At 72.6% G+C, this 22006-nt stretch carries 15 protein-coding genes; 3 read left to right on the top strand and 12 right to left on the bottom strand.

Annotated elements, in window-relative coordinates:
* Positions 1-7: 7 nt before the first annotated feature.
* From ACFPA8_RS02635 to ACFPA8_RS02665, 7 genes are all read right to left on the bottom strand, one after another.
* Positions 8-5962, bottom strand: coding sequence for a condensation domain-containing protein (locus ACFPA8_RS02635; RefSeq protein ID WP_386441610.1), 5955 nt, complete (start codon positions 5960-5962; stop codon positions 8-10).
* A gap of 46 nt (positions 5963-6008) precedes the next feature.
* Positions 6009-8042, bottom strand: a complete 2034-nt coding sequence (locus ACFPA8_RS02640) for a non-ribosomal peptide synthetase (RefSeq protein WP_386441612.1) — start codon at positions 8040-8042, stop codon at positions 6009-6011.
* Positions 8043-8058: 16 nt separating this feature from the next.
* Complete coding sequence (locus ACFPA8_RS02645; RefSeq protein ID WP_386441615.1) at positions 8059-9174, bottom strand: HAD-IIIC family phosphatase; 1116 nt, start codon at positions 9172-9174, stop codon at positions 8059-8061.
* Entirely contained in the window at positions 9171-10394 is a 1224-nt protein-coding gene (locus ACFPA8_RS02650; protein WP_386441618.1) for an acyl-CoA dehydrogenase family protein, read from the bottom strand. The genes ACFPA8_RS02645 and ACFPA8_RS02650 overlap by 4 nt, the downstream gene beginning before the upstream one ends.
* A gap of 23 nt (positions 10395-10417) precedes the next feature.
* Positions 10418-10744, bottom strand: coding sequence for an acyl carrier protein (locus tag ACFPA8_RS02655; RefSeq protein ID WP_386441621.1), 327 nt, complete (start codon positions 10742-10744; stop codon positions 10418-10420).
* Positions 10741-11700 carry a 3-oxoacyl-ACP synthase gene (locus ACFPA8_RS02660; protein WP_386441623.1) on the bottom strand — a complete coding sequence of 320 codons (960 nt, stop codon included), beginning with the start codon at positions 11698-11700 and terminating at the stop codon, positions 10741-10743. The genes ACFPA8_RS02655 and ACFPA8_RS02660 overlap by 4 nt, the downstream gene beginning before the upstream one ends.
* Positions 11701-12196: 496 nt before the next feature.
* A complete protein-coding gene (locus ACFPA8_RS02665) occupies positions 12197-12403 on the bottom strand; it encodes an MbtH family protein (RefSeq protein WP_386441626.1) in 207 nt (68 codons plus the stop codon).
* Positions 12404-12748: 345 nt separating this feature from the next.
* Between ACFPA8_RS02665 and ACFPA8_RS02670 the strand changes: the two genes are divergently transcribed.
* Positions 12749-13981 (top strand): PP2C family protein-serine/threonine phosphatase, encoded by a 1233-nt coding sequence (locus ACFPA8_RS02670; RefSeq protein ID WP_386441628.1) that lies wholly within the window; start codon positions 12749-12751, stop codon positions 13979-13981.
* Positions 13982-14033: 52 nt separating this feature from the next.
* Here the strand turns inward: ACFPA8_RS02670 and ACFPA8_RS02675 are convergent, their stop codons facing one another.
* Positions 14034-15314 (bottom strand): PP2C family protein-serine/threonine phosphatase, encoded by a 1281-nt coding sequence (locus ACFPA8_RS02675; RefSeq protein ID WP_386441631.1) that lies wholly within the window; start codon positions 15312-15314, stop codon positions 14034-14036.
* A gap of 255 nt (positions 15315-15569) precedes the next feature.
* Here ACFPA8_RS02675 and yaaA point away from each other — a divergent pair, with 255 nt between their 5' ends.
* Both yaaA and eda read left to right on the top strand, forming a co-directional pair.
* Positions 15570-16367, top strand: coding sequence for a peroxide stress protein YaaA (gene yaaA, locus ACFPA8_RS02680; RefSeq protein WP_386441634.1), 798 nt, complete (start codon positions 15570-15572; stop codon positions 16365-16367).
* A gap of 79 nt (positions 16368-16446) precedes the next feature.
* Entirely contained in the window at positions 16447-17115 is a 669-nt protein-coding gene (gene eda, locus ACFPA8_RS02685; RefSeq protein ID WP_386441637.1) for a bifunctional 4-hydroxy-2-oxoglutarate aldolase/2-dehydro-3-deoxy-phosphogluconate aldolase, read from the top strand.
* A 51-nt stretch (positions 17116-17166) separates the two neighbouring features.
* Here the strand turns inward: eda and ACFPA8_RS02690 are convergent, their stop codons facing one another.
* From ACFPA8_RS02690 to ACFPA8_RS02705, 4 genes are all read right to left on the bottom strand, one after another.
* Positions 17167-18600 (bottom strand): MFS transporter, encoded by a 1434-nt coding sequence (locus ACFPA8_RS02690; RefSeq protein ID WP_386441640.1) that lies wholly within the window; start codon positions 18598-18600, stop codon positions 17167-17169.
* A gap of 312 nt (positions 18601-18912) precedes the next feature.
* On the bottom strand, positions 18913-20103 hold the full coding sequence (locus ACFPA8_RS02695; RefSeq protein WP_386441642.1) for a bifunctional RNase H/acid phosphatase: 1191 nt from the start codon (positions 20101-20103) through the stop codon (positions 18913-18915).
* A complete protein-coding gene (locus ACFPA8_RS02700) occupies positions 20100-20843 on the bottom strand; it encodes a zinc ribbon domain-containing protein (protein WP_386442782.1) in 744 nt (247 codons plus the stop codon). The genes ACFPA8_RS02695 and ACFPA8_RS02700 overlap by 4 nt, the downstream gene beginning before the upstream one ends.
* Positions 20840-21763 carry a Nif3-like dinuclear metal center hexameric protein gene (locus tag ACFPA8_RS02705; RefSeq protein ID WP_386441645.1) on the bottom strand — a complete coding sequence of 308 codons (924 nt, stop codon included), beginning with the start codon at positions 21761-21763 and terminating at the stop codon, positions 20840-20842. Before ACFPA8_RS02705 ends, ACFPA8_RS02700 begins: the two co-directional genes overlap by 4 nt.
* Between the last annotated feature and the right edge of the window lie 243 nt (positions 21764-22006).

The following is a 22006-nucleotide window of genomic DNA, read 5'->3' on the forward strand; positions in this document are numbered from 1 at the left end:
CGTGAAGTCAGCCGGCGTGCGGCGAAGTGTCCGACAGCCACAGGTCGTTCAGCGGCGTGCGGGGCTCCTTGCAGCCCGAACCCAGCAGCGTGACCAGGTCGTCGGCCATGGCGGACACCGTGGCGGCGTCGAACATGTCCGTGCGGTAGTCGACGCAGACGCTCAACTCGCCTGCTTCGGGGCCTTCCACGGCCGTCCAGGCCAGGTCGGCGGGTCCGGCCGGACCCGCCGCGCCCGTGGGAGCGGCCGTCGCGGGAAGGGTCAGCCGGGCTCCGCCCGAGCCGGGCCACCGCACCGCCCGTACGTCCAGCCCGGCCCGCTCCCCCAGCGAGCGCGGCAGCCGGTGATGGGCGTAGACCACGTCGAAGAGGGGTGCCCTGCCGGGCTGTTGCGGGACGCGGAGCTTCCGCAGCACGTCGGAGAACGGCACGTCGCCGTTGCTCTCGGCGTCGGCGATCACCTCGCGGACCCGGTCGGTGAGCCGGTGCAGGCAGGGCTCGTCGTCGGTGCTGATCCGCAGCGCCAGCGGGTTGGCGAACGGGCCGACGATCTCGCCGAGCCGCGGCCGGGACGGCGCGTCGGGGGCCGAGTCGGGGTCGGGAGCGGCCTCCAGGAGGCCGACGAGCACCTCGTCCGCACCCGAACGCAGCGACAGCAGCGCCACGATGCCCGCCAGCAGCCCTTCCCGCGGTCCGGTACGGGCCAGTTCACCGGCCAGCGGGGCGGGCAGGCGGAACTCGTGGGACGCGATGGCGTCCGGGCCCGGTCGCGCCGAGGCGGGCCGTGGCCTGTCGGCGGGCAGGTCGAAGGCCCTGAGGTCGGCCAGTCTCTCCTGCCAGTGGGCGAGTTGACCGTCCAGCAGGCCGTCCGCACGGAGGCGGCGCTGCCACTGCGCGTAGTCGTCGTACGAGACGGGAAGCGCGGCGGGCCCCGGCGCGGACCCTCCGCAGCGGGCACCGTAGAACGCGAACAGGTCGCCGAAGAAGACGCCCGGCTGCGCGCCGTCGTAGACCTCACGGTGTGTGGTGACGACGAGGACGTGCTCGTCGGGCGCGGTCGTCACCAGCAGGGCGCGCAGCGCGTGTCCCGTCACCGGGTCGACGGCGGTACGTCCGTGTGCCAGCGCCAAGTCCCGGGCAGCGGCGGCGGGTTCATCCCGTTGGGAGACGTCGGCGGTATGCAGGAAGCCGGTGCCGACGCGCGCACCGTCCCGGGCGAAGGGCGACAGCGGCTGCTGCGGGAGCACCGGGAAACGGGTGCGCAGCACGTCGTGCCGTTCCGTCAGGTCGTCGAACGCCGACCGCAGCGCGTCCGTGTCCACCGCTCCGCGCAGCCGCAGGCAGGCGGTGACGGCGTCGCCGCCGGGTTCCGGGCCGCCCGCCGGTCCGGCGGGCGCGGAGGCCACGGGCGTGGGTCCGGACCGGGCGTCGGGCCGCGATCCGGGGGATTCCGGTCCGGCGGGTTCCGGCAGGGCCCCCGGGGCGCCGGCGATCTCGGCCCGGGCGGCACCGGTACGCGAGGTGCGCGAGCCGGGCGGCCCGGCGGGCAGCGTGCGGTGGTCCGCGTCGACGTCCTCGACGGCGGCCCACAGCAGACTCAGGAGCGAATCGGTCATCGCCTCGACGGTCCCGGCGTCGAAGAGCTGCGTGCTGTACTCCACCGCCACTTCGAGCTCTTCGAGGTCGGGCCGCTCCGCGACGACGACGGTGATGTCGAACTTGGCCGTCCCGGGCGGGAGTCCGGGGAACAGCGGCGTCTCGTCCTCGTCGCCGTCCGGACGTCCCGGGTTGAAGGTGCTCTCGCCGAAGGAGAAGTTCGGCGGCAGCGTCTGGTGGACGTACATGATGTCGAAGATCGGGTTCCTGCTGGGATCGCGGTCGGGTGCGACCTCCCGTACGACCCTGTCGAACGGGATCTCCTGGTGCTCCATCCCGTCCAGCACCACAGCCCGGACACGGCGCAGCAGCTCACGGAAGCCGGCGTCGCCCGAAAGGTCGGTGCGCAGGGCGATGGTGTTGTTGAAGAAGCCCAGCAGGCCCCACAGTTCGGGGCGGCTGCGGCCGATGGTCGGCGTGCCGACGACGATGTCCTTCTGACCCGACCAACGTGAGAGCAGCACGTTGAGGCCGGTGAGGATCACCATGAAGAGCGTGGCCGTCTCGCGGCTGCCCACGGCGCGCAGCCTGCCGACGAGTTCGGCAGGGATGGTGAAGCCGTACGTCGCGCCCGCGTAGTCCATACGGGCCGGACGCGGCCTGTCGGTGGGCAGCTCCAGCGCCGGCGGATCGGCCAGCTGCTCGCGCCAGTAGTCGAGTTCACCGTCGAGCAGCGAGCCTTCCAGCAGGTCGCGCTGCCAGCGGGCGTAGTCGCTGTACTGGACGGGGAGCGGCTCCGGACGGTGTACGCGGCCCTCGCAGCGGGCCTCGTAGAACTGGAGGAGTTCGCCCATGAGGATCTGCGGCGCCCAGCCGTCGTTCACGCCGTGGTGCATCGTCCAGCAGAACAGGTAGTCGCCAGGGCCTATACGTACGACCGTGACGCGCACCAGCGGATCGTGGGCCACGTCGAAGACCCAGTGGGTCTCGGCCTGCACGGCCGCGCGTGCCGCCAGCTCGGGATCGGGCTCGTCCGAGACGTCCAGCACCCGGAAGAAGTCGCCCAGTTCGGGACGGACGACGAGCTGCGGACGGCCGTCGACCTCCGCGAAGTTCGAGCGCAGGGCCTGGTGCCGCTGTGCGAGGTCCTCCCACGCCAGCCGCAGCGCCTCCAGGTCGGGTTCGCCGCGCAGCCGGGAGGCGCCGGGGAGGTTGTAGAGGGTGGTGCCGGGGTCGAGCTGGTGGTGGAACCACATGCGCTCCTGCCCGTAGGAGAGCGTCGGCTCCTGGTTCGGGCGGATGGGCGGCAGCCTGTGGACGCCCCCGGCCGCGGGAGCAGGCCCGTCGCCGTCGGCGGGAGCGGAGGAGCCGTCCCGCGGCCCGTCCTGAGCACCCTGCCGCGACGGGGCGGACTGCCCGGCCGGCTCCGCGGACCGGGGCGCGGCGGGCATGCGTTCCGTGATGGCGTCGGCGAGGTCCGAGACGAGTGGGTGTGCGTAGATGTCGATCAGCTTGAGCGAGGCGCCGTAGCGCGTGAGGACCCGCTCGATGAGCTGCAGGGCGATGACGGAGTTGCCGCCGATGGAGAAGTAGTCGGCGTCGGCGGCCACTTCGTCGGCGTAGAGCAGTTCGGCGAGTGTGCCGCGCAGCCAGGGCAGCACCGCCTCCTCGCGGCTGTCCTGTGCGGACTGCGGGGCGGGGGCGGCGGGCGCGGCAGCAGCGGCGGCTCCGGCGGGCGACTCGGCAGTGGGCCGGGCAGTTGGCTCGGCAGTTGGCTCGGCAGGCTGTGCCGGCTGCGGCCGGTCCGGAGCCGGGCGCGGCTCGGCGGCCACCGTGCCGGGCGGCGGCGCGGTCGCGGCGTCCGGCACGGCTCCGGACGCCCCGTGCTCAGGCTCGGGCTCCGGCCGGGTGGGCGCCTCGGGCGGCCGGACTGCACGTGCGGGGGCGGCCGGTGCGGAAGTGGCCGGTGCGGGAGTGGCCGGTGCGGGGCTGGCCGGTGCGGGGGCGGCGGAAGCCTGGCCGGTGGCCGGCACCGGCGCTGAGTCCCACGCGGAGTCCTTGGCGGCCGCGGGAGCGGGCGGCTCCGTCCCGGCCCCGTCGAAGCGGATGATGTCGTCCAGCGGACGCGCCCAGCAGCGCACCCCGTCGAAAGGGTGGCCGGGCAGCGGCACCCGGCGTGGGGTGCGGCCTTCGCCGCCCCTGAGCGCGGGCCACCCGAGGTCCAGCTGCGCCTCGTAGAGACGGCCGAGCGCCTCCAGGGCGCTGCCGTGGGAGTCCCCGAGCGTGAGCACCTGCGCGCCGGGACGGTCGGCGAGCTGGAGCGACAGCAGGTCGCTGATCTCGCCGCGTGCCGCCAGTTCGACGAACACGACCGGCCCTGCCGCGAGTTGCTCCTCGACGGCGGCGTGAAGCCGGTCGGCGCGCACCGGGCCGCCGAAGACCTCCCTGCTCCCGTCCCCGTTGTCGTTCGCCCCTTGCACCGCCTTCGCCCGTTCCAGGGCGCGGGTGTCGTCGGCGGACAGCTTGCCCTGGAGATGGCGTACGGCGTAGCGGGAGACACCGGAGCTCATGAGCCCGTCGACGGGCACCCCCGCCCTCTTCAGCCAGGCGTGAGCGGCGAGTTGGGCACGCACTCGGGGCGAGAGGTCTTCCGGCAGCGGCAGCCGCGCGGGCAGCGCGGCGCCCTCACCCGCCGGTGCGCCCTCCGCGTCGCCCGAGAGCAGCAGTACGACGCGGGGCGCGGCGGGAGAGGAGCCGCCGCCGGAGGGCGAGCCGGCGGAACCGGCCGGCGTCGCCCCGAGCCTCCGCCAGGTGACCTGGGCGGCGAGCTTCAGCGCCAGCTCGGAGGACGTACGCGCCACCAGTCCCATGCGGTGCCGGTGGTGATCCCTGCCCTCGTTGAGCGTCATCGCCACGTCGGCCAACTGCATGGTCCCGTCCCGCAGTTCGAGGGAGAGACGTTCACAGAGGGCGACGAGGTCGCTCTCGCTGCGGGCGGAGAGACCCACCAGGAGAGGCCGCTGCCGCGTGCCGTCCGGGGGCTCCGTGGCGCCGTCGCCCCCGGAGGCGGCGGGAACGGGCGGCTGCTCGACGACGCAGTGTGCGTTGATGCCGCCCAGGCTGAAGGAGCTGACTCCGGCCCGGCGCAGCTTCGACTCCCAGCGGCGGGACGAGGTCACCACGTCGAGCCGCGCCGCCCCGAGGTCGACGTCCTCGCCGGGACGGGTGAAGTGCAGGGTCGGGTAGAGCTCCGCGTGCCGCACGCTGAGGATCGTCTTGACGAGGCCCGCGATTCCGGCGGCGTGGTCCAGATGGCCGAGGTTGGTCTTCACCGAGCCGATGGGCAGACGGCCCCCGCTGTCGCCGCGCGCCAGGGCCAGCCCCTCCACCTCGACCGCGTCGCCGAGCTTCGTGCCCGAACCGTGCGCCTCGATGTATCCGGCCGTGGCGATGTCCACACCGGCGCGCCGCCACGCCTTGCTGATCACCTCGGCCTGCGACTTGGCGCTGGGCGTGGCGATCGTCGCCGAGTGGCGGCCGTTGTGCACGACCGCGCTGCCGCGGATGACCGCGTGGATGAACGCACCCTCCGCCAGGGCCCGTTCGAGCGTGGTGAGCAGCAGGACGGCGCCGCCCTCGCCGCCTGCCGCGCCGTCCGCCCCCTCGTCGAAGGCGCGGCACTTGGCGGTCGGCGAGGCGATGCCGGGGAAGGCCCCGACGGTCGCCGCGGGCGGTACCACATGCTTCAGGCTCACGCCGCCGGCGACGGCGAAGTCGGCGTCACCGTCACGCAGTTCACGGGACGCCTGGTGGACCGCGACGAGTGACCCGTTGCAGCCGGTGTCGACTCCGTAGCAGGGTCCGGTGAGTCCGAAGAGGTGCGAGACGCGGGCGGGAAGCCCGCAGGGAATGTTCCCGATCATGCTGAGGGTGCCGTACTCGCGTACCAGCGGCTGATAGCCGTTGCTGGGCGAGCTGAAGACGACGGCCGTACGGGAGTCACGCATCGTGGAGGCCGCGTAGCCCGCGTTCTCCAGCGCCTCGCGGGTGAGCTGGAGCGCCAGCCTGTGCTGCGGGTCCGTCACCTCCGCCTCACGCCGCGAGAGACCGAAGAACTCGTGGTCGAACAGGTCGATCCTGTCCAGGTAACCCTGGTGCGGGTACTCCGCGTCCGGGTCGAGGCACGTGGCCTTCACCCTCTCGCGGGGTATCGGACGCACCGAGTCCCGGCCGGCGCGCAGGTTCTCCCGGAACTCGGCCAGGCTGTCGGCCTGCGGGAACCGGGTGGATATCCCGATCACCGCGATGCCCGCCGGTTCCTGTGACGCGTCCGTCCCGCCGAGGCCGCCCCCACCGATGCTGCTCATATCGCCTTCCCGTTCATGCGCTCCGCCCTCACCGGCTGCCGTCGCCTCACAACTCGTAGGCCGCGGGGATGTCTTCGGCCGGTCCGTCGTCCTCCCCGTCCGGGCGCGGGCCCAGCCGGTCGGTGATCGCTTCCGCCTGCGCGCCGACGGTGGTCAGGTCGAAGAGCTCGCCCACGCGCAGCACCCCCGGCCAGCGGGCGTCCAGCTGCTTGTGCAGATCGATGACCCGCAGCGAACTTCCGCCCACCGCGAAGAAGTTGTCGTCCGGGCCGGCCTCGTCGTGGCCGAGGACGGCCGCCCAGATCTCCGCGACCCCGCGCACCGGGTCGGCCGCTTGTCCGGACCCGCCGGCGTCACCGCCGGACGCGCCCTCCCCGGCAGGGCTCCCGGCGTTCGCGGTGCCGCTCCGGTCCGCCTCCCCGGCGTCGGAGCGGAGCAACTGCAGGAGCGCCGCACGGTCGGCCTTGCCGCTGGAGTTGAGCGGCATGCGCTCCAGCGTGCGGAAGAGGACCGGTACGGCCTGCTCCACCAGGAACTCCCAGCAGTGCGCCCGCAGATCGGACCAGGCGGGCATGCCGCCACCGGGCACGACGGGGGTGAGGAACGCTGCCAGCCGGGGCTCACCGGCCCCGGTGTCGCAGACCACGACGGCCTGCCCGACGGCGGGGTGGTGCTCCAACGCCGCCTCGACCTCGCCCAGTTCGATACGGGCACCGCGGATCTTGACCTGCTGGTCGCTCCTGCCGTGGTAGTGCAGCGACCCGGACCCATCGACGTGCGCGATGTCGCCCGTCCTGTACATGCGCGCTCCGGGCGGTCCGAACGGGTCCGCGACGAACCTCTCCGCCGTCTTGCCGGGCTGCCCCGCGTAGCCGAGCGCCACGAACGGGCCGCCGATGTACAACTCGCCGTGCACGCCCGGGCCCACCTCGCGCAGCCGGTCGTCCAGCACCCGCGCCTCGGCTCCCCTCCAGGGCCGGCCGATGGGGATGCGGGACCAGGCGGGGTCCAGTCCGGGGGCGACGGTGCAGGAGATGGTCGTCTCCGTGGGCCCGTACTCGTTGACGAGCACCGCCCGGGGCAGGCGCTCCGTGTGGGCGCGCACGAGATCCGGGGTGCAGGCCTCCCCGGCGACGACGACCAGCCGCAGGGTCTCCGGGAGCAGCCGGCTCTCCTTCAGCAGGGCGCGGTAGTAGGACGGCACGACGATGAGGTGCGTCGCGTCGTGCTCCCCGGCCAGCCGGCCCAGTTCGTGGACCTGCTTGAGCTGCTTGTCGTCGGGGAGCACGAGGGTGTGGCCGTTGCTGAACGACCAGAACATGCCGCCGAGCATCCCGTCGAAGGACAGCCGCATGGCCATCACACATGTGGCGTGCTCCTCGCCGTAGACCTCCGGCCTCGGTTCGATGGACGCGGCGAGCGATCCCCTGCTGACCATCACCCCCTTGGGGGTCCCGGTCGATCCGGAGGTGCAGACGATGTAGGCCGGGGTCTGCTCGGGCGGCTCGGCCTGTCCGGTGGCGGCCGGCCCGGAGTTCCCCGCCAGGTCGGCCGCGGCGGCCGTGTCGGCCGTGTCGGCCCCGTCGGCCTCGTCGGCCGTGCCTCCGGGTTCGAGGAGTTCACGTACGTCGAGCCCCGCCACGTCCAGACGTTCCGGGATGTCGGTCAGTCCCTCCAGCGCGGCGTCCGGCCCCGACGTCACCACCACCGCACAGTCGGTGTCCGCCAGCAGGGCGCGCAGCCGGCTGGGCGGCTGGTCCGGTTCGACGACCGCCCACGCCGCACCGATGCGCAGCGCGGCGAGCATCGCGGCGACGGCGACGGCGTTCTGTTCGAGCCTGATACACACGACGCGGCCGGCACTCGCGCCGCGGCTGCGCAGTCTCCGCGCCAACGCGGCCGAGGCCGCGTCGAGTTCGCGGTACGTCAGCTCCGTACCGCCCACGACCAGGGCCGTCCTCCCAGGGGAGAGGGCTGCCTGCCGCTGGAACAGTGCCCAGACGGACGCCCCGCCGGCCGGGCCGGAACTCTTCTCCGCCGCGGTCATCTCCGCCGTCTCCCCCGTAGTCTCGTGCGCCACTCTGCTCCCGGCCCCCTCAGTCCGTTCCGGTGACGACGCGCACGTGGCCCGCCTGCGCAGGAGCCGGCCGGTCGGGATCGAAGGCGAGGACGAGCGGGTCCTCCTCCCCGGGGACCGGGGTGTAGCCGGCGAACCGCAGCGTGACCAGCATGTTGCGGTTGGCCTCGGTGGGCACGAAGTGCGCCACGGGCCGCCGCCCGCCCGCGATCGACTCCCGGACGAGATGGCCGAGGAGCACGGTGCCCACACCACGGGAGGCGACCCGGCAGGACATCAGCATCAGCCGCAGTACGGACTCCTCCGGCGTGAGCTCGGTGACGGCCAGGCCGATGACCCCGTAGTCGCCGAACCTGTCGCGCAGCGCCGCCACTTGCACCCGGTGGTCGGGCGAGGCCCGCAGCTCACGCAGCTCGCCGGCGTCGTAGGTGAGCCCGGAGGTGTTCAACTGGTGTGTGCGGACGGTCAGTTCACTGGCCCTGACGAGGTCCTCCTCCGTCGCCTCCCGGACCGTCATGACCAGGTCGAGCGACGCGAGGAAGCCCTGCCTGTCGTCTCCGAACTCCTCCTCCGCGACCTGCCGCTTCCGTTCGGTGCGGTAGAGGTGCCTGCGCCGTCCGGCTTCCTCGGTGACGAACTCGGGCTGGAACTCGGGCAGATCGGGCAGCCCGCCCGCCTGGCCGGCGGCGTAGCAGCGCACCATGGGCAGTACGGACGCCACCTCCGCCCGCTCCACGGGGTCGTTGTCGATGAACGCGACCGTGTCGAGACCGATGTTGAGCCCCTCGGCGATCCGGCGCACCGCGGCCGACTTGGCGCCCCAGCCCACCTGGACGTCGCAGAACCACTCCTCGACGCCGCGCTCGTCGAGATGGCGTGAGGTGATGGCGTACTCGCCCCGGCTGGCGGCGGCGTGCAGGATGCCTCTCTCGTCGAGCGCCCGCAGCGTCTTGAGGACGGCGGGAAACGGCTCGGGGTCGTCGTTCTCCAGGACCACCCCGTCCCACACGGTGTCGTCGAGGTCCCACACCAGGCACTTGACGACGGGTGCGGGCGAGCTCTTCCCCGCCTCCGGTGTCTCCGCGCTCCCGGCGCTGCCGGCCGCCTGCGCGGTGGCCTCCTGCCGGTCCGTCATGACGCCTCCGGCTGCGGGGCGCCAACTGCGGGGCGCGGCGCTCCGCAGCGGCGCAGCAACTGCTCCGCGATGTGCTGTTCGGCCACCTGCTGGGCTCCTTCGATGATCTCCATGACCTTCGCGTCCCGGAAATGACGTCCGGCACGGCTATCCGGCTCGCATCCGGCCGAGCCGAGGACCTGTACGGCGTCCCTGCTCGCGGAAGCGGCGGCAGCGGCGGCGGCGTACTTGGCGACGATGGTCTCCGTCACCGCGCCCTGCGCCGCCTCGGCACGGAACCGGGCCGCGCGCAGGGCCAGTTCGCGGGCACCCGCGGTCTCGACCGCGGCACGGGCGAGGAGTGAACGGACGGACTGGTGGTCGGCGAGGGCCGCTTCGCCCTGCGTACGGGCCGCCGCGTGCGCGGCGGCGTCCTCCACGCAGGCCTCCGCCATGCCGACGCATCCCCACGCCACCGTGAAGCGACCGTGGTCCAGCGCGGTGGCCGCGACGTGCGAGAGCCCCAGCCCGGCGGGCGCGACGAGGTTGCCCCGCGGTACGCGCACCGCGTCCATGCCGATGTGCGCGATCTGCGCGGCACGCATGCCGAGCTGGCCGCCGACCGGCTCCCGGCTCACACCTTCCCGGTCCGTCTCGACGAGCACGGCGGTCGGCCTGCCCCGGTCCTTGCCGAGCACCAGAAGCACCTGGGCGTCCTGCCCGAAGGTGATCCACTTCTTTCTGCCCGTGACCGTGACGTGCTCGCCGTCGCCCGAGTCCTCGATGCGCGTGCCCACCTCGGCGAGCGCGCTGCCCGCCGCCTCCTCGGTGGCCGCGAACCCGGCGATCAGCTCACCGCTCGCCAACTGCGGCAGCCACCGGGCGCGTTGCTCCCGCGTACCCCAGCGGTGCAGCGCCGCAGCGACCATGCCCTGCACGGTCACCAGGCCGCGCAGTGCGCTGCACACGCCGCCCAGGTGCGCGCAGATCTCACCGAGTTGCGCGGGAGCGATTCCCAGCCCGCCGTAGCGCTCGGGCAGGTCCGGAGCCAGCAGCCCGGCGGCGGCGACCTCCTTGTGGACCGCGGCGGGCAGAGCCCCGTCCCGGTCCCACCCGGCGGCGCGTGCCGTCACGTCCGCGGCGAGCCTCGCCGCGGCGGCGACGGGCGAGGCGCCGCCCGCGGGGCCGCCGGCAGCGGCGGTCCCGGCCGCGCCCGCGGCCCTCCCGCCGGTTTCGGGCACGCCGTGCCCGCCTTGTACGCCGTTCACTGAGTCTCGGTGAACTCGGGCGACCCCGTCTTGCGCTGCACGAAGCGGGTGATGCGGTTCGCCGTACGGAAGCTGTCCAGGTCGAGGTCCTCGACCTCCACGGTGAGGGAGAAGCGGCTCTCGACGAACGTCACCAGCTCCAGCGCGAAGAGCGAGTCCGCGAGGCCGAGCGCGAAGTAGTCGTCGTCGGGCTCCACGGGCCGGCGGAGCGCGGCGGTCAGGAACTCCGTGACCTGCCGCCCGATCTCGTCGCCCGCTCCGCCGCCGGTCCCCTCGTCCCGGGTCCCGTCCTGGGCCGCGTCCTTGATGTCGCCGTCGCTCACGATGCCGTCTCCTGAGGTCCTATCCCGGCCAGCAGCACGCTCCACGCCGCCACCGGGCTCACATTGATCAGCACGGCGTGGTCGCCCTCCACGAGCTCCTTGCGCTCGATCGCCGTGTACAGGTTGAGGAAGACGTCGTTGGGGCCCAGGTGCCCGTACTGCCGCAGGTTGTCCCGGCACACGGACATCAGCTCGATGCCCAGCGACTCCTCGCTGAAGGTGAAGCCCGCCATGGACAGGTTCTGGCTGACGTAGCCGCGTACGTCCCCGGGCTTCAGGCCGTGGCTCTCCAGCAGCCCGCCCATCAGGCCCGAGACCCGGTTGCGGGTCTCCATCGCGAGCCGGAAGGAGTAGGCCGACAGGTCCTTGCACTCCTCGCGCCACTGGCCGGTGGGCAGGTCCCGGTACTTGACGTGGAAGAGGTCCCAGTGGTCCCCGTTCGTCTCCTGCGCCATGCCGAGCAGCCGGACCGGGCCGGTGCGGGAGAGCAGGAGCGCCTGCCCGCCGTCGCCGTTGACGGTCACGGGGTGCCGGTAGCGTCCCGCGGCGGCGGGCTTGCTGCCGTGCACGACGAGGACGTCCCCGAGATCGGCGTCGGCGCACATCAGTCCGCGGGCAGCCAGCAGCGCGGGCGTGATCGAGACGCAGCCGAGGCCGCCCACCGTGAAGGTGACCGCCCGGTCCGCCCCCAGGCTGCGCTGGAGCCTCGTCGCCTCGGAGCTGAGCAGCGTCTCGGGCGCCCGCGACTCCACGACGATCAGCGCGCCCAGGTCGCGGGCGTCGACCCCGGCCTTGCCCAGCGCTTCACGTGCGGCGCGCTCGGCGAGGTCGGCGGAGCTCAGGCCGTCGTCGGCCCGTACGGCCTCGACGCCCAGCGCCAGGCACGTACCCCGCTCGGTCTCGTCCAGCGAGGCGAGCTCGGGCAGATCGGACACCTCGACGGACCGCCCGGGCATGTGCCAGGCGGCGCTCCTCACTGCAACGGGAAATGCGTGGTTCTCCGCGACTCGAGGCGTCACGAGCCCTCCCCCATTTCTGGTCCGAGGCCGGATGTTACAGCGCGCCCATGGCGAGGAGAAGAGGCGAGGAATTGGCGTACAGGAACACCGGGGAAACGTCGTTCAAACATGACAGCTCTCATGAGTCTGCCGTTATATCCGGTTCAGGCGGCGACGCCGGAGCGGATCGTTTGAACCCTTTTGCCTGAGAGGTCGCAACGGGGCGGAATCCGCCCCGCGCGGCAGATCCGGAATGCTGCATTCAACTTCTCGCCGCAGCAACCGGGAACTCGTCCTCCTGGACACCGGGTCACACCCTGAAGACCTGCCCGCTACGGGCCCGTCGCACGCAAAACGGCGAGTGGCCCCGGAAACGTCCCTGGTGGAACGCGTCCGGGGCCACTCGCCACGGATGCCGACGACGACTGCGCGGGCCGGCGGAGGGGGTCGGCCGCTAGCGGGCCTCATCGACGAGACTGGCCGGCCGCATGTCCGTCCAGTGCTCCTCGATGTGGTCGAGACACGCCTGACGGGTGTCCTCTCCGAAGGCAATGGTCCAGCCCTCTGGAACTTCCGCGAACGACGGCCACAGAGAATTCTGCTTCTCGTCGTTCACGAGCACGTAAAAGGAACCGTCCTCGTCGTCGAATGGATTGCTCATCGGATCCCTTTCGCTCGCGTGTGAGCGGAAAGCCTCTCCCCCGCCCTCTCGGCGGGCATACTCCCGTACCACCATGGCCCCCGCAAGTATTCGGAGAAGGAATGCACCCGCTCCGGGCGAAGCGGCGTCCGGTTTCCGCACGCGCGACAGAACGGGCCGAAGCGGGCAGCCGGGACCGCCATCCGGGCAGTACGGGCCCCGACTTCCGGCCCCCGGCTCCGCCCGGTTCCTCCCGGCTCCTCCACAGGAGCCGGGAGGAACCGGGCGGATGCCCTACGACGCGCGGACGGGCCGGACGCGAGGGAAAATGGAGACATCTGTCGGCCCGGAAATTGGCAGGAGCCAGTGACGAGACTGGAGATCGACTACGCGGCGCTGTTCGCAGCGACGCCGAGTCCCTACCTCGTACTGCACCCCGACCTGGTGATCGCGGACGTCAACCAGGCCTACCTGCGGGCGACGGGGCGCGCCCGCGAGGACCTGATCGGCCGCTACCTCTTCGACGCGTTCCCCGCCAATCCCGGGGACCCGGAATCGCACGGGGTGGAGAACCTCAACGCCTCCCTGCGCCGGGTCCTGGAGCTGCGCCGGCCCGACACCATGGCGCTCCAGAAGTACGACATCCCGGTCGCCGGACGCCCGGGCGTCTTCGAGGAGCGCTGGTGGTCGCCCGTCAACACACCCGTGCCGGCGGAAGACGGCTCGGTGGCGTGGATCATCCACCGCGTCGAGGACATGACGGGGTTCGTGAAGTCACGCCGCCCTCTCCCCGAACCCGAGGAAGGACCCGAGACGCAGAACGCGGAAGGGGAACTCTTCGTACGGGCGCAGGAACTGCAGATGCTCAACGAGGAGCTGCGGCAGGCCAACGCCCGTGAGAGGCGCGTCGCCCTCACGCTCCAGCAGGCGATGCTCCACTCCCCCGACCTGCCCCGGCCCGGCGTGGCGGTCCGCTACCTGCCGGCCGTGGGCACGCTCAACGTGTGCGGCGACTGGTACGACGTCACCGACACTCCAGGCGGATTCACGGCAGCCGTCGGAGACGTCGTGGGTCACGGGCTCGAAGCCGCCGCCGTCATGGGCATGCTGCGCAGCGCGCTCAGCGCCGCCATGCGCGCCCTCGACGGCCCGGCGAAGGCGCTGCAGGTGCTGGGGCTCTACGCGAGCTCCGTCGAGGGAGCCGTGTCCGCCACGGCGGTCAAGGTCAGGATCGACACCGCCGAGCAAATGATCACCTACAGCAGCGCCGGACATCTCCCCCCGGTGCTGCTTCACCCGGAGGGCGACAGCGAGCTGCTCGACAAGGCGACGGACCCGCCCCTGGCCACCCGCTCCGAGCACCTGGCCCGGCCGGAGGCGCGAGTTCCGTACCAGCACGGGGACTGCCTCGTGCTCTACACGGACGGACTCGTCGAGCGACGCGACGAGGACATCGACGACAGCATCGCGCGCCTGACCACCGCCCTCGGGGCGTGCGTCGGACTGGGCGCCGAGCGGCTGGCCGACAGCCTGCTCGCCCTGCTCGGCGTCAGCGAAGGCGCCGCCGACGACATCGCGCTGGTGATCATCAACCTCTGACCCGCCACGGCCCGGGGCCCTCGTACCCCGGCCCCTCCACGGGCCGCCCTGCTCACCGGAGCGGCCGGTCCTGGACGGACTGCGGACCTCCCCGGGGGAGACCGACGAGCGCCTCCGCCTCACCCGGCGCGTACGGGGCCGGACCGTGCCACTCCAGGACCATCACGGTGGCGTCGTCGCTGAGCCTGCCCCGGTGGTACTCCAGGTGGTGCCTGGTCAGCCGGCGCAGCGTCTCGGGGACCGGCAGCGCATCGGCGTGGTGACGGATGAGGAAGTCGGTGAAGCGGTCCAGGCCGAACTCCTCCCCCTGCGGGTTACGTGCCTCCGTGATGCCGTCCGTGTAGAGCAGCAGGCGGTCCCCCGGCTCCAGCTGCTCGTGGCAGAGCTCCGTCGGAACTCCCAGGTCCTGACCCATCGGCGGTCCCGGTGCGCACTCCAGGGGAACGGAGAAACGGCCTCCCCTGATCACGACGGGCGGGTAATGACCGCGGCTGAGCCAGGTGAGCCGCCCGGTGCCGATGTCGAGGTCGGCCAGAATGCCCGTGGCGTAGCTGCTGTACTCGAACTGGTCGATGAGTGCCTTCTCCACGCCGTCCGCCATCTCGACGAGGTCGCTGCCCTGCCGGCGGAGGTTGCGGCTGGCGGCGACAGCCAGGTTCGCCGTCAGACCGGCCGCCGTGTCGTGGCCCATGGCGTCGAAGAGACACAGATGCGCGACGTCCTCCGAGACCGCGTAGTCGAAGGCGTCACCGCTGACCTGGTAGGCGGGCTCCATCAGCGCACTGATCACCACACGGTCGGTGGCGAAGGTCCGCGGCGGCATCAGACGCCACTCCATCTCGGCGGAGACGTTCATCCGCATGCGCCTCACCAGACGGGCGTACGCGTCGCTGGTCGCGCGCTTCGTGACCAGCAGCAGGGCGACGAGGGAGGCCAGCTCCTGCATGTCCTGCATCGCGGCCTCGTCGTCCTCCGTGGTGGTGACCCGCAGCAGTCCGAGCCGCTCGGCGCCGTCCAGCACCGGTACCCACCACTGGTCCCGCTGCGCCGACGTCGGAAGGACCACGCCCAGCTGGAACGCCCTCCCCGGCGCCGTACCGTCGATCTGCAGCTCGGTCGGCAGATCTCCGGCCATCCGGCCGCCGTCCGCTCCCCTCCCCGTCAGCAGTGAGAGCACGGCCTGCTGCAGGTCCACGACGTACAGCAGGACCTGGGGCCAGCCGCGTTCCCGGGCATGCTCACTGATGAGCGAGGGCAGCTGCGTCAGTGTGGCGAAGTGGCTGTCGGAGAGGATTCCCCCGAGCATCCGGGCCCGGCCGGACGGCATGACCATGGCACACCCTCCTTCGACCGCGGAGTGTCCGGACTCCCGGATACCCGCGCACGGACCGGGGCAGTCATATGCACTCCGAACAGGCCCCGGAAGCCGCGTCCCGTCCCGTACCTCCTCTTCCCAGCGTGCGCCTCGCCCGGATGTGCCGCCACCGGACGGACGGCCGGGCGCTCACGCCTCCCCCTGTGCGCCCGGGACCGGCCGGCCCATACGCTGCTGAGCGCGCCGCTGTCGTACGTACGAAGGAGACCCACCGTGCTCGTGCTGCTGCCGCCGTCCGAAGGGAAGGCCGAGGGAGGCGACGGGGATCCCCTGGAGATGGGGACGCTCTCCCTGCCCGGACTGGAGGGCGCCCGGCGGCGAGTCCTGGAGGAGCTGGTCACGCTGTGCGGCGCGGACGAGGAGAAGGCCCGCGAAGTGCTGGGGCTGAGCGAGGGGTTGCGCGGAGAGGTCGCCAAGAACGCCCGGCTGCACACCGCGCCCGCCCGCCCCGCGGGTGAGATCTACACCGGCGTGCTCTACGACGCCCTGGGTCCGGCGACGCTGAGCCCCGCCGCGAGACGGCGTGCGGACCGCTCGCTGCTGATCTTCTCGGGCCTGTGGGGAGCCGTGGGGATCAACGACCGCATCCCCTCCTACCGTTGCTCCGGGAACGTCCGGCTCCCCGGACTGGGCGCCCTGGGCGCGCACTGGCGCGAACCGCTCGCCGCCGTCCTCCCCGAGGCGGCGGGTACGGGCCTGGTGCTGGACCTGCGCTCCGCGGCGTACGCACAGATGTGGAAGCCCGGGGGCGAGCCGGCCGAACGCACTGTCTCCGTGCGGGTGCTGCATTCCAGGACGGTGGACGGCGTCGAGAAGCGCTCCGTGGTCAGCCACTTCAACAAGGCGACGAAGGGCCGGATCGTCCGCGCCCTCCTCGAGGACGGCGCGGACCCCGGGACGCCTGAAGCGCTGGCGGGCACGCTTCGCGACCTGGGGTACGTCGTGGAGCAGCCCGCGGAGACGAAGAAGGGGAAGCCGCGCACCCTGGACGTGGTGGTGTCGGAGCTGTAGCCGCACTCCGGGGGTCTACGTGTTGCGCGGAACGCAACGTGCGTTGCACAGGGTTGCAGGCCGAGGGGAGGATGCCCGCATGGTGTCCTCCGCGTCCTCCGTGCCCTCCGGATGCTCGGCGTCCTCGGCGTCCGTCTCGATCCTCGACCTCGCTCCCGTCATCCCGGTGGTCGTCCTCGACGACGCCGGGGACGCGGTCCCACTCGCCCGTGCCCTGGTCGCGGGCGGGCTCCCCGTGATCGAGGTGACGCTGCGCACCGGCGCCGCACCGGACGCGATCCGCGCGATCGCCGAGCAGGTACCCGAAGCCGTCGTCGGGGCCGGGACCGTCCTCACACCGGAGCACGCGGACCTCGCGGTGGCCGCGGGGGCGCGCTTCCTCGTCAGTCCCGGCTGGACGGACCGGCTGCTGGGGGCGATGCGCGGCCACGGCGTGCCGGTCCTGCCGGGCGTCTCGACAGCCTCCGAAACGCTCGCGCTGCTGGAGCGCGGGGTGACCGAGATGAAGTTCTTCCCGGCGGAGGCGGCGGGCGGTACCGGCTACCTCACGTCGCTCGCCTCGCCGCTGCCCGGGGCGCGGTTCTGCCCCACCGGCGGCATCGACGAGGCGAAGGCCGCCCGGTACCTCGCGCTGCCCAACGTCGGCTGTGTGGGCGGCACCTGGATGCTGCCCGGCGAGGCGCTGGCCGCGAAGGACTGGTCCCGCGTGCAGCGCCTCGCCGAGGGCGCCGCCGGGCTGCGCCGCTGAGGAGAGCGGCGGGCAGCGCGGCAGCACGGCTCCCTCCCGGGGAGCCCGAGCTCAGGCGGGTTCCGCCTCGGCCTCCGGCCGCGCCGCCGCCGCGGACGCCTCCCGGGCACGGGCCCGCTTGTGCAGTACGGCGATCGAGGCGAGCGCGACGAGTGCCAGACCCATGATGTAGCCCGACACCGCCATGGAGGTACCGCTGACCTCCAGCAGCAGCACCATCATGAACGGGGCCAGCCCGCCCCCGACCACAGCCGCGAACTGGTAGCCCAGCGAGGCGCCGGTGTACCGCATCTCGGCCGTGAAAAGTTCGGCGAAGAGCGCCGCCTGGGGCCCGTACATGATGCTGAGGAAACAGCTCGTGACGAAGGTGCCGAGTCCCAGCAGCCACAGCGACTTGGTGTCGATGAGCAGGAACATCGGCACCGCCCACAGGAAGATCCCCAGCGCGCCGGCCGTGTAGACGGGCAGCCGTCCCAGACGGTCCGAGACCGCCGCCGCCGCGGGTATCAGCACGAGCTGCGTGAGGCTGACCAGCAGCGAGACCATCAGCACGGAGCCGCGCTCCATGTGCAGGTCGCGCGTGGTGTAGTCCAGGACGCCGGTGATGATGATGTAGAACGTCGCCGTGTTGACGGCGAAGGAGCCGCCGGCGAGCAGCACGGTGCCCAAGTGCTCCTTGAGGATGGTGCGCAGAGGCGAACGGGCCTTGGCCGCCGCCCCGCCCTTCTTCAGCGCCTCCTTCTGCTCCCTCTCCGCACGCTCACGCTCGGCGAGGGCCCGCTCCGCCTCGCGGAACTCGGGCGTCTCCTCGACCCGTGCGTGTATGTACCAGGCCAGGAGCAGCACCAGTACGCCCACGCCGAAGGGCACGCGCCAGCCCCACGCGCCGAACGCGGCGTCGTCGGTGAGAGCTTCGGTGAGGAGGAACGCCACGTTGGCGGTCACCACACCGATGGGCACTCCGAGTTGGACGAGGCTGCCGTACAGCCCGCGCTTGCCCTCGGGCGCGTACTCGGTGGCCATGAGCATCGCCCCGCCCCACTGTGCGCCGACGGCGACACCCTGCAGCACGCGGAGCAGGACGAGTGCGATCGGCGCCGCGACGCCGATCTGGTCGTAGCCGGGAAGCAGCGCTATGGCGGTGGTGGCGAGTCCCATGACGGTCAGCGCCATGACGAGCATCGGCTTCCTGCCGCGCTTGTCCCCGAGCTGTCCGGCGATGATGCCGCCGATCGGACGGGCGAGGAAGCCGACCGCGAACGTCGCGAAGGAGGAGAGGACTTCGGCCACGGGGCTGCTGGAGGGGAAGAACTTGCCACCGAGCACGAGTGCAGCCGCGATGCCGAAGATGAAGTAGTCGTACCACTCCACGGCCGAGGCCGCCGCCGCGGCAGCGGCCACTTTGCGGCGGTTGTTCTGACGCGGGGGCTGCGGGGATCCGCCCGGGGGCGGGGTCGCCGCGGAGTCGGATGAGGCCGTATCCATTGCTTCACACTCCGGTGGGTTGGATGCGGTGGGAGAGGACGGTGAGCTGGGGCGTCCGCAATTCGGGTGAACGTACCGACCAGACGGTAGGTGGTCAACAGGCCCTGCACAGAAGAAGCTCCGCGTTGTCGTCCAGGCCCGTTGCGCAAGCGGTTGACCACGACGGGGCGGTACCGGTGGTCACGCCGGGCAGCGCAGGTGAAGGGCGGCGGGAAGGGGCGGTGCGCACACGAAAGCCGGGGGCGGCGGCACGGAGTGGGTCTTACTCCGTGCCGCCGCCCCCGGCGTCGTACAGCTTGCTCCCGCCTCAGCTCAGCGCAGGTGCCCCGTGTCGTTCAGCAGGCGCAGCGACGCGGTGCCGTCCACGTAGTAGTCGACCGAAGAGAGGGACGCCGCGGACAGCTCCATGCGGAAGAGCGATTCCGGCGGCGCGCCCAGCGCGAGTCGCACCAGCTGCTTGACGGGCGTGACGTGCGTGACGACCAGCACCTTCCGGCCCGCGTACCGGGCCAGCAGCTTGTCGCGCGCCACCGCGACGCGGCTCGCGACCGTCGCGAAGCTCTCGCCGCCGCCCGTCGGCCTGACCTCGGTCGAGTCCAGCCACGCCTCCAGGTCGTCGGGGTAGCGTTCCCGCACTTCGGCGAAGGTCAGGCCCTCCCACGCCCCGAAGTCCGTCTCTCGCATGCCGTCGTCTATGCGGACGTCCAGTCCCGTACGGTCCGCGACGGCGGCAGCCGTCTCGCGGCAACGGCGCAGCGGGGAGCTGACGATGGCCTGGATGGTGCCGCGCGCTGCGAGCGCTTCGGCGACGGCGGCCGCCTGGCGCCGTCCCGCCCCGGAGAGTTCGGGATCGGTGCCGCCGCTGCCGGAGAAGCGCTTGCTCGGCGTCAGCGGGGTCTCGCCGTGCCGCAGCAGCACGAGTGTCGTCGGCGGTCCCAGGTCGGGCCCCCAGCCGCTGGACGGAGCGGCGGCTTCGGCGGCGGTGCCGCCGGCCGGCTCCGACGCTCCGGCCGGGCCGCCCGCGTCGAGTTCCGCCGTGGACGCGCCCGCGGACCACTGCTCACCGCGCCTGCCCGCGTCCATCGCCTCGTTCGCGAGCCGGTCGGCGTGCTTGTTCTTCGCCCGCGGGATCCACTCGTAACGGATCAGCGCCCGCGACGGGAAGACCGCCCCGGCCTCCGCCGCCAGCGGCTGCATGTCCGGGTGCTTGATCTTCCAGCGGCCCGACATCTGCTCGACCACCAGCTTGGAGTCCATCCGCACCAGCACGGCGGCGTCCGGGGCGAGTTCGTGTGCCGCCCGCAGGCCCGCGATCAACCCGCGGTACTCCGCCACGTTGTTGGTCGCGATGCCGATGTACTCGGCGGTCTCGCGCAGGACTTGACCGCTGTCCGCGTCCCGTACGACCGCGCCGTACCCGGCGGGGCCCGGGTTGCCCCGCGAGCCGCCGTCGGCCTCGACGACGAGCGTGAGGCCGGCTCCGGTGCTCCGCGCCGCCGTCACAGGCCGGACTCGGGCGTACGGACGAGGACGCGGCGGCAGTTCTCGCACCGCAGGACCTCGTCCTCGGCGGCGCCGCGCACGTCGTTGACCTCCGTGATGTTCAGCTCCAGGCGGCAGCCCTCGCAGCGCCGCTGGAAGAGGCGGGCCGCACCGACGCCGCCCTGCTGTTCGCGGATCTTCTCGTACAGCTTCAGCAGTTCCTCGGGCACCGAGGCGGCGACCTCGTCACGCTCCTTGCGCACGGTGGCGGACTCCGCGTCGATGCCCTCCAGCGCCGCGTCGCGCCGGGACACCGCGTCCTCCGCCTTCGCCTGCACCGCGTCCACGCGCCGGGCGAGTTCGGCGGCACGCTCCTGCGCGGCCTCGTGGCGCTCCATGACCTCGAGGACGACGTCCTCCAGGTCCCCCTGCCGCTTCGCGAGCGAAGCGATCTCGCTCTGCAGGCTCTCCAGGTCCTTGGGGTTGGTGACGGCGCCCGAGTCGAGCCGCTTCTGGTCGCGGGCGGCGCGCTGGCGTACCTGGTCGACGTCCCCTTCGGCCTTGGTCTGCTCGCGTGCGGTGTCGCTCTCCTCCGTACGGGAGGCGACGAGCAGGTCGCGGAGCTGGGCGAGGTCGGCCTCCAGGGTCTGGATCTCCTCGTGCTCCGGCATGCTCCTGCGCTTGTGCGCGAGCTGCGCCAGGCGCGTGTCCAGCGCCTGGACATCGAGCAGTCGGATCTGGTCGGCGGGCGCGGCTTTCAGTTGGGGGCTCCCGGTGTGAGTTCGTCGGAGTCGCTGCGGCCGGAGGCCGGGAAGGCCGGGGTCGCAGCAGAGTCGGTGGACGCGGCGCCGGAGGCCGCGTGTGCTGTCCAGGGGTCGGTGACGGCACGCGAGACGTGCGTGCGCAGGTCCCAGCCGTGCCGGTCGGAGATCTCGTCGAGCTGGGCGGCGGCCTGCTCGCACCAGGGCCACTCGGTGGCGAAGTGGGCGGCGTCCAGGAGCGCGAGCGGCGAGTGCTCCCGCGCTTCGGAGGCGGGGTGGTGGCGCAGGTCGGCCGTCAGGTAGGCGTCGACGCCCGCCGCCCGCACCTCCGCGAAGAGCCCGTCCCCGGAACCGCCGCACACGGCGATCGTGCGGACCGTGCGGTCCGGTTCACCGGCGGCACGGATGCCCTGTGCCGTGACGGGCAGCCGCTCGGCGGCCCACACCGCCAGCTCCGACAGCCGCATGGGGCGCGGCAGTTCGCAGATGCGGCCGAGCCCGCGGCGGCCCGCGCTGTCGGACGGGTCGGGGACGAGGGGGCCCAGCACCCGCAGGTCCAGGGCGCCTGCGAGCGCGTCGGAGACTCCCGGGTCCGCGGTGTCGGCGTTGGTGTGGGCGACGTGCAGCGCGACGCCGTTGCGGATGAGCGTGTGGACGACGCGGCCCTTGAAGGTGTCCGCCGCGACGGTGGTCGTCCCCCGCAGGTACAGCGGGTGGTGCGTGACGAGGAGTTGAGCACCGAGCTCCACGGCCTCGTCGGCGACCTCCTGGACGGGATCGACGGCGAAGAGGACCCGCTCCACCCGCGCACCGGGACTTCCCACGTCACCGCAGACCGTGCCGACGGCGTCCCACTGCTCGGCTCGCTCGCGCGGCCACAGGGCGTCGAGCGCGGCGATGACTTCGGAGAGTTCGGGCACGGGGAAAGGCTACCTTCCAGGCAGGACCGGGGTCCGGCCACCGTCCGACCCACCCGAGGGGGCGCTCCGGGGCGTCGGGGCCCGCGTCGTCCCAGTACGGGCGGCGCCCCGCCGCTCCGGCCGCCGGGTCCCCGCGGCAGGCTTCCAGGCGCGGGCCCGCGGGCGTTCCCGCCTTCCGCCCTGAACGCCGGACGTCCGATTCGTCCCGTCCCCCATCGGGACACATGCACACACCAATTGCCT

Source organism: Streptomyces ovatisporus, from assembly GCF_042653885.1.
In the GTDB taxonomy this organism is placed as follows: Bacteria; Actinomycetota; Actinomycetes; order Streptomycetales; family Streptomycetaceae; genus Streptomyces; species Streptomyces ovatisporus.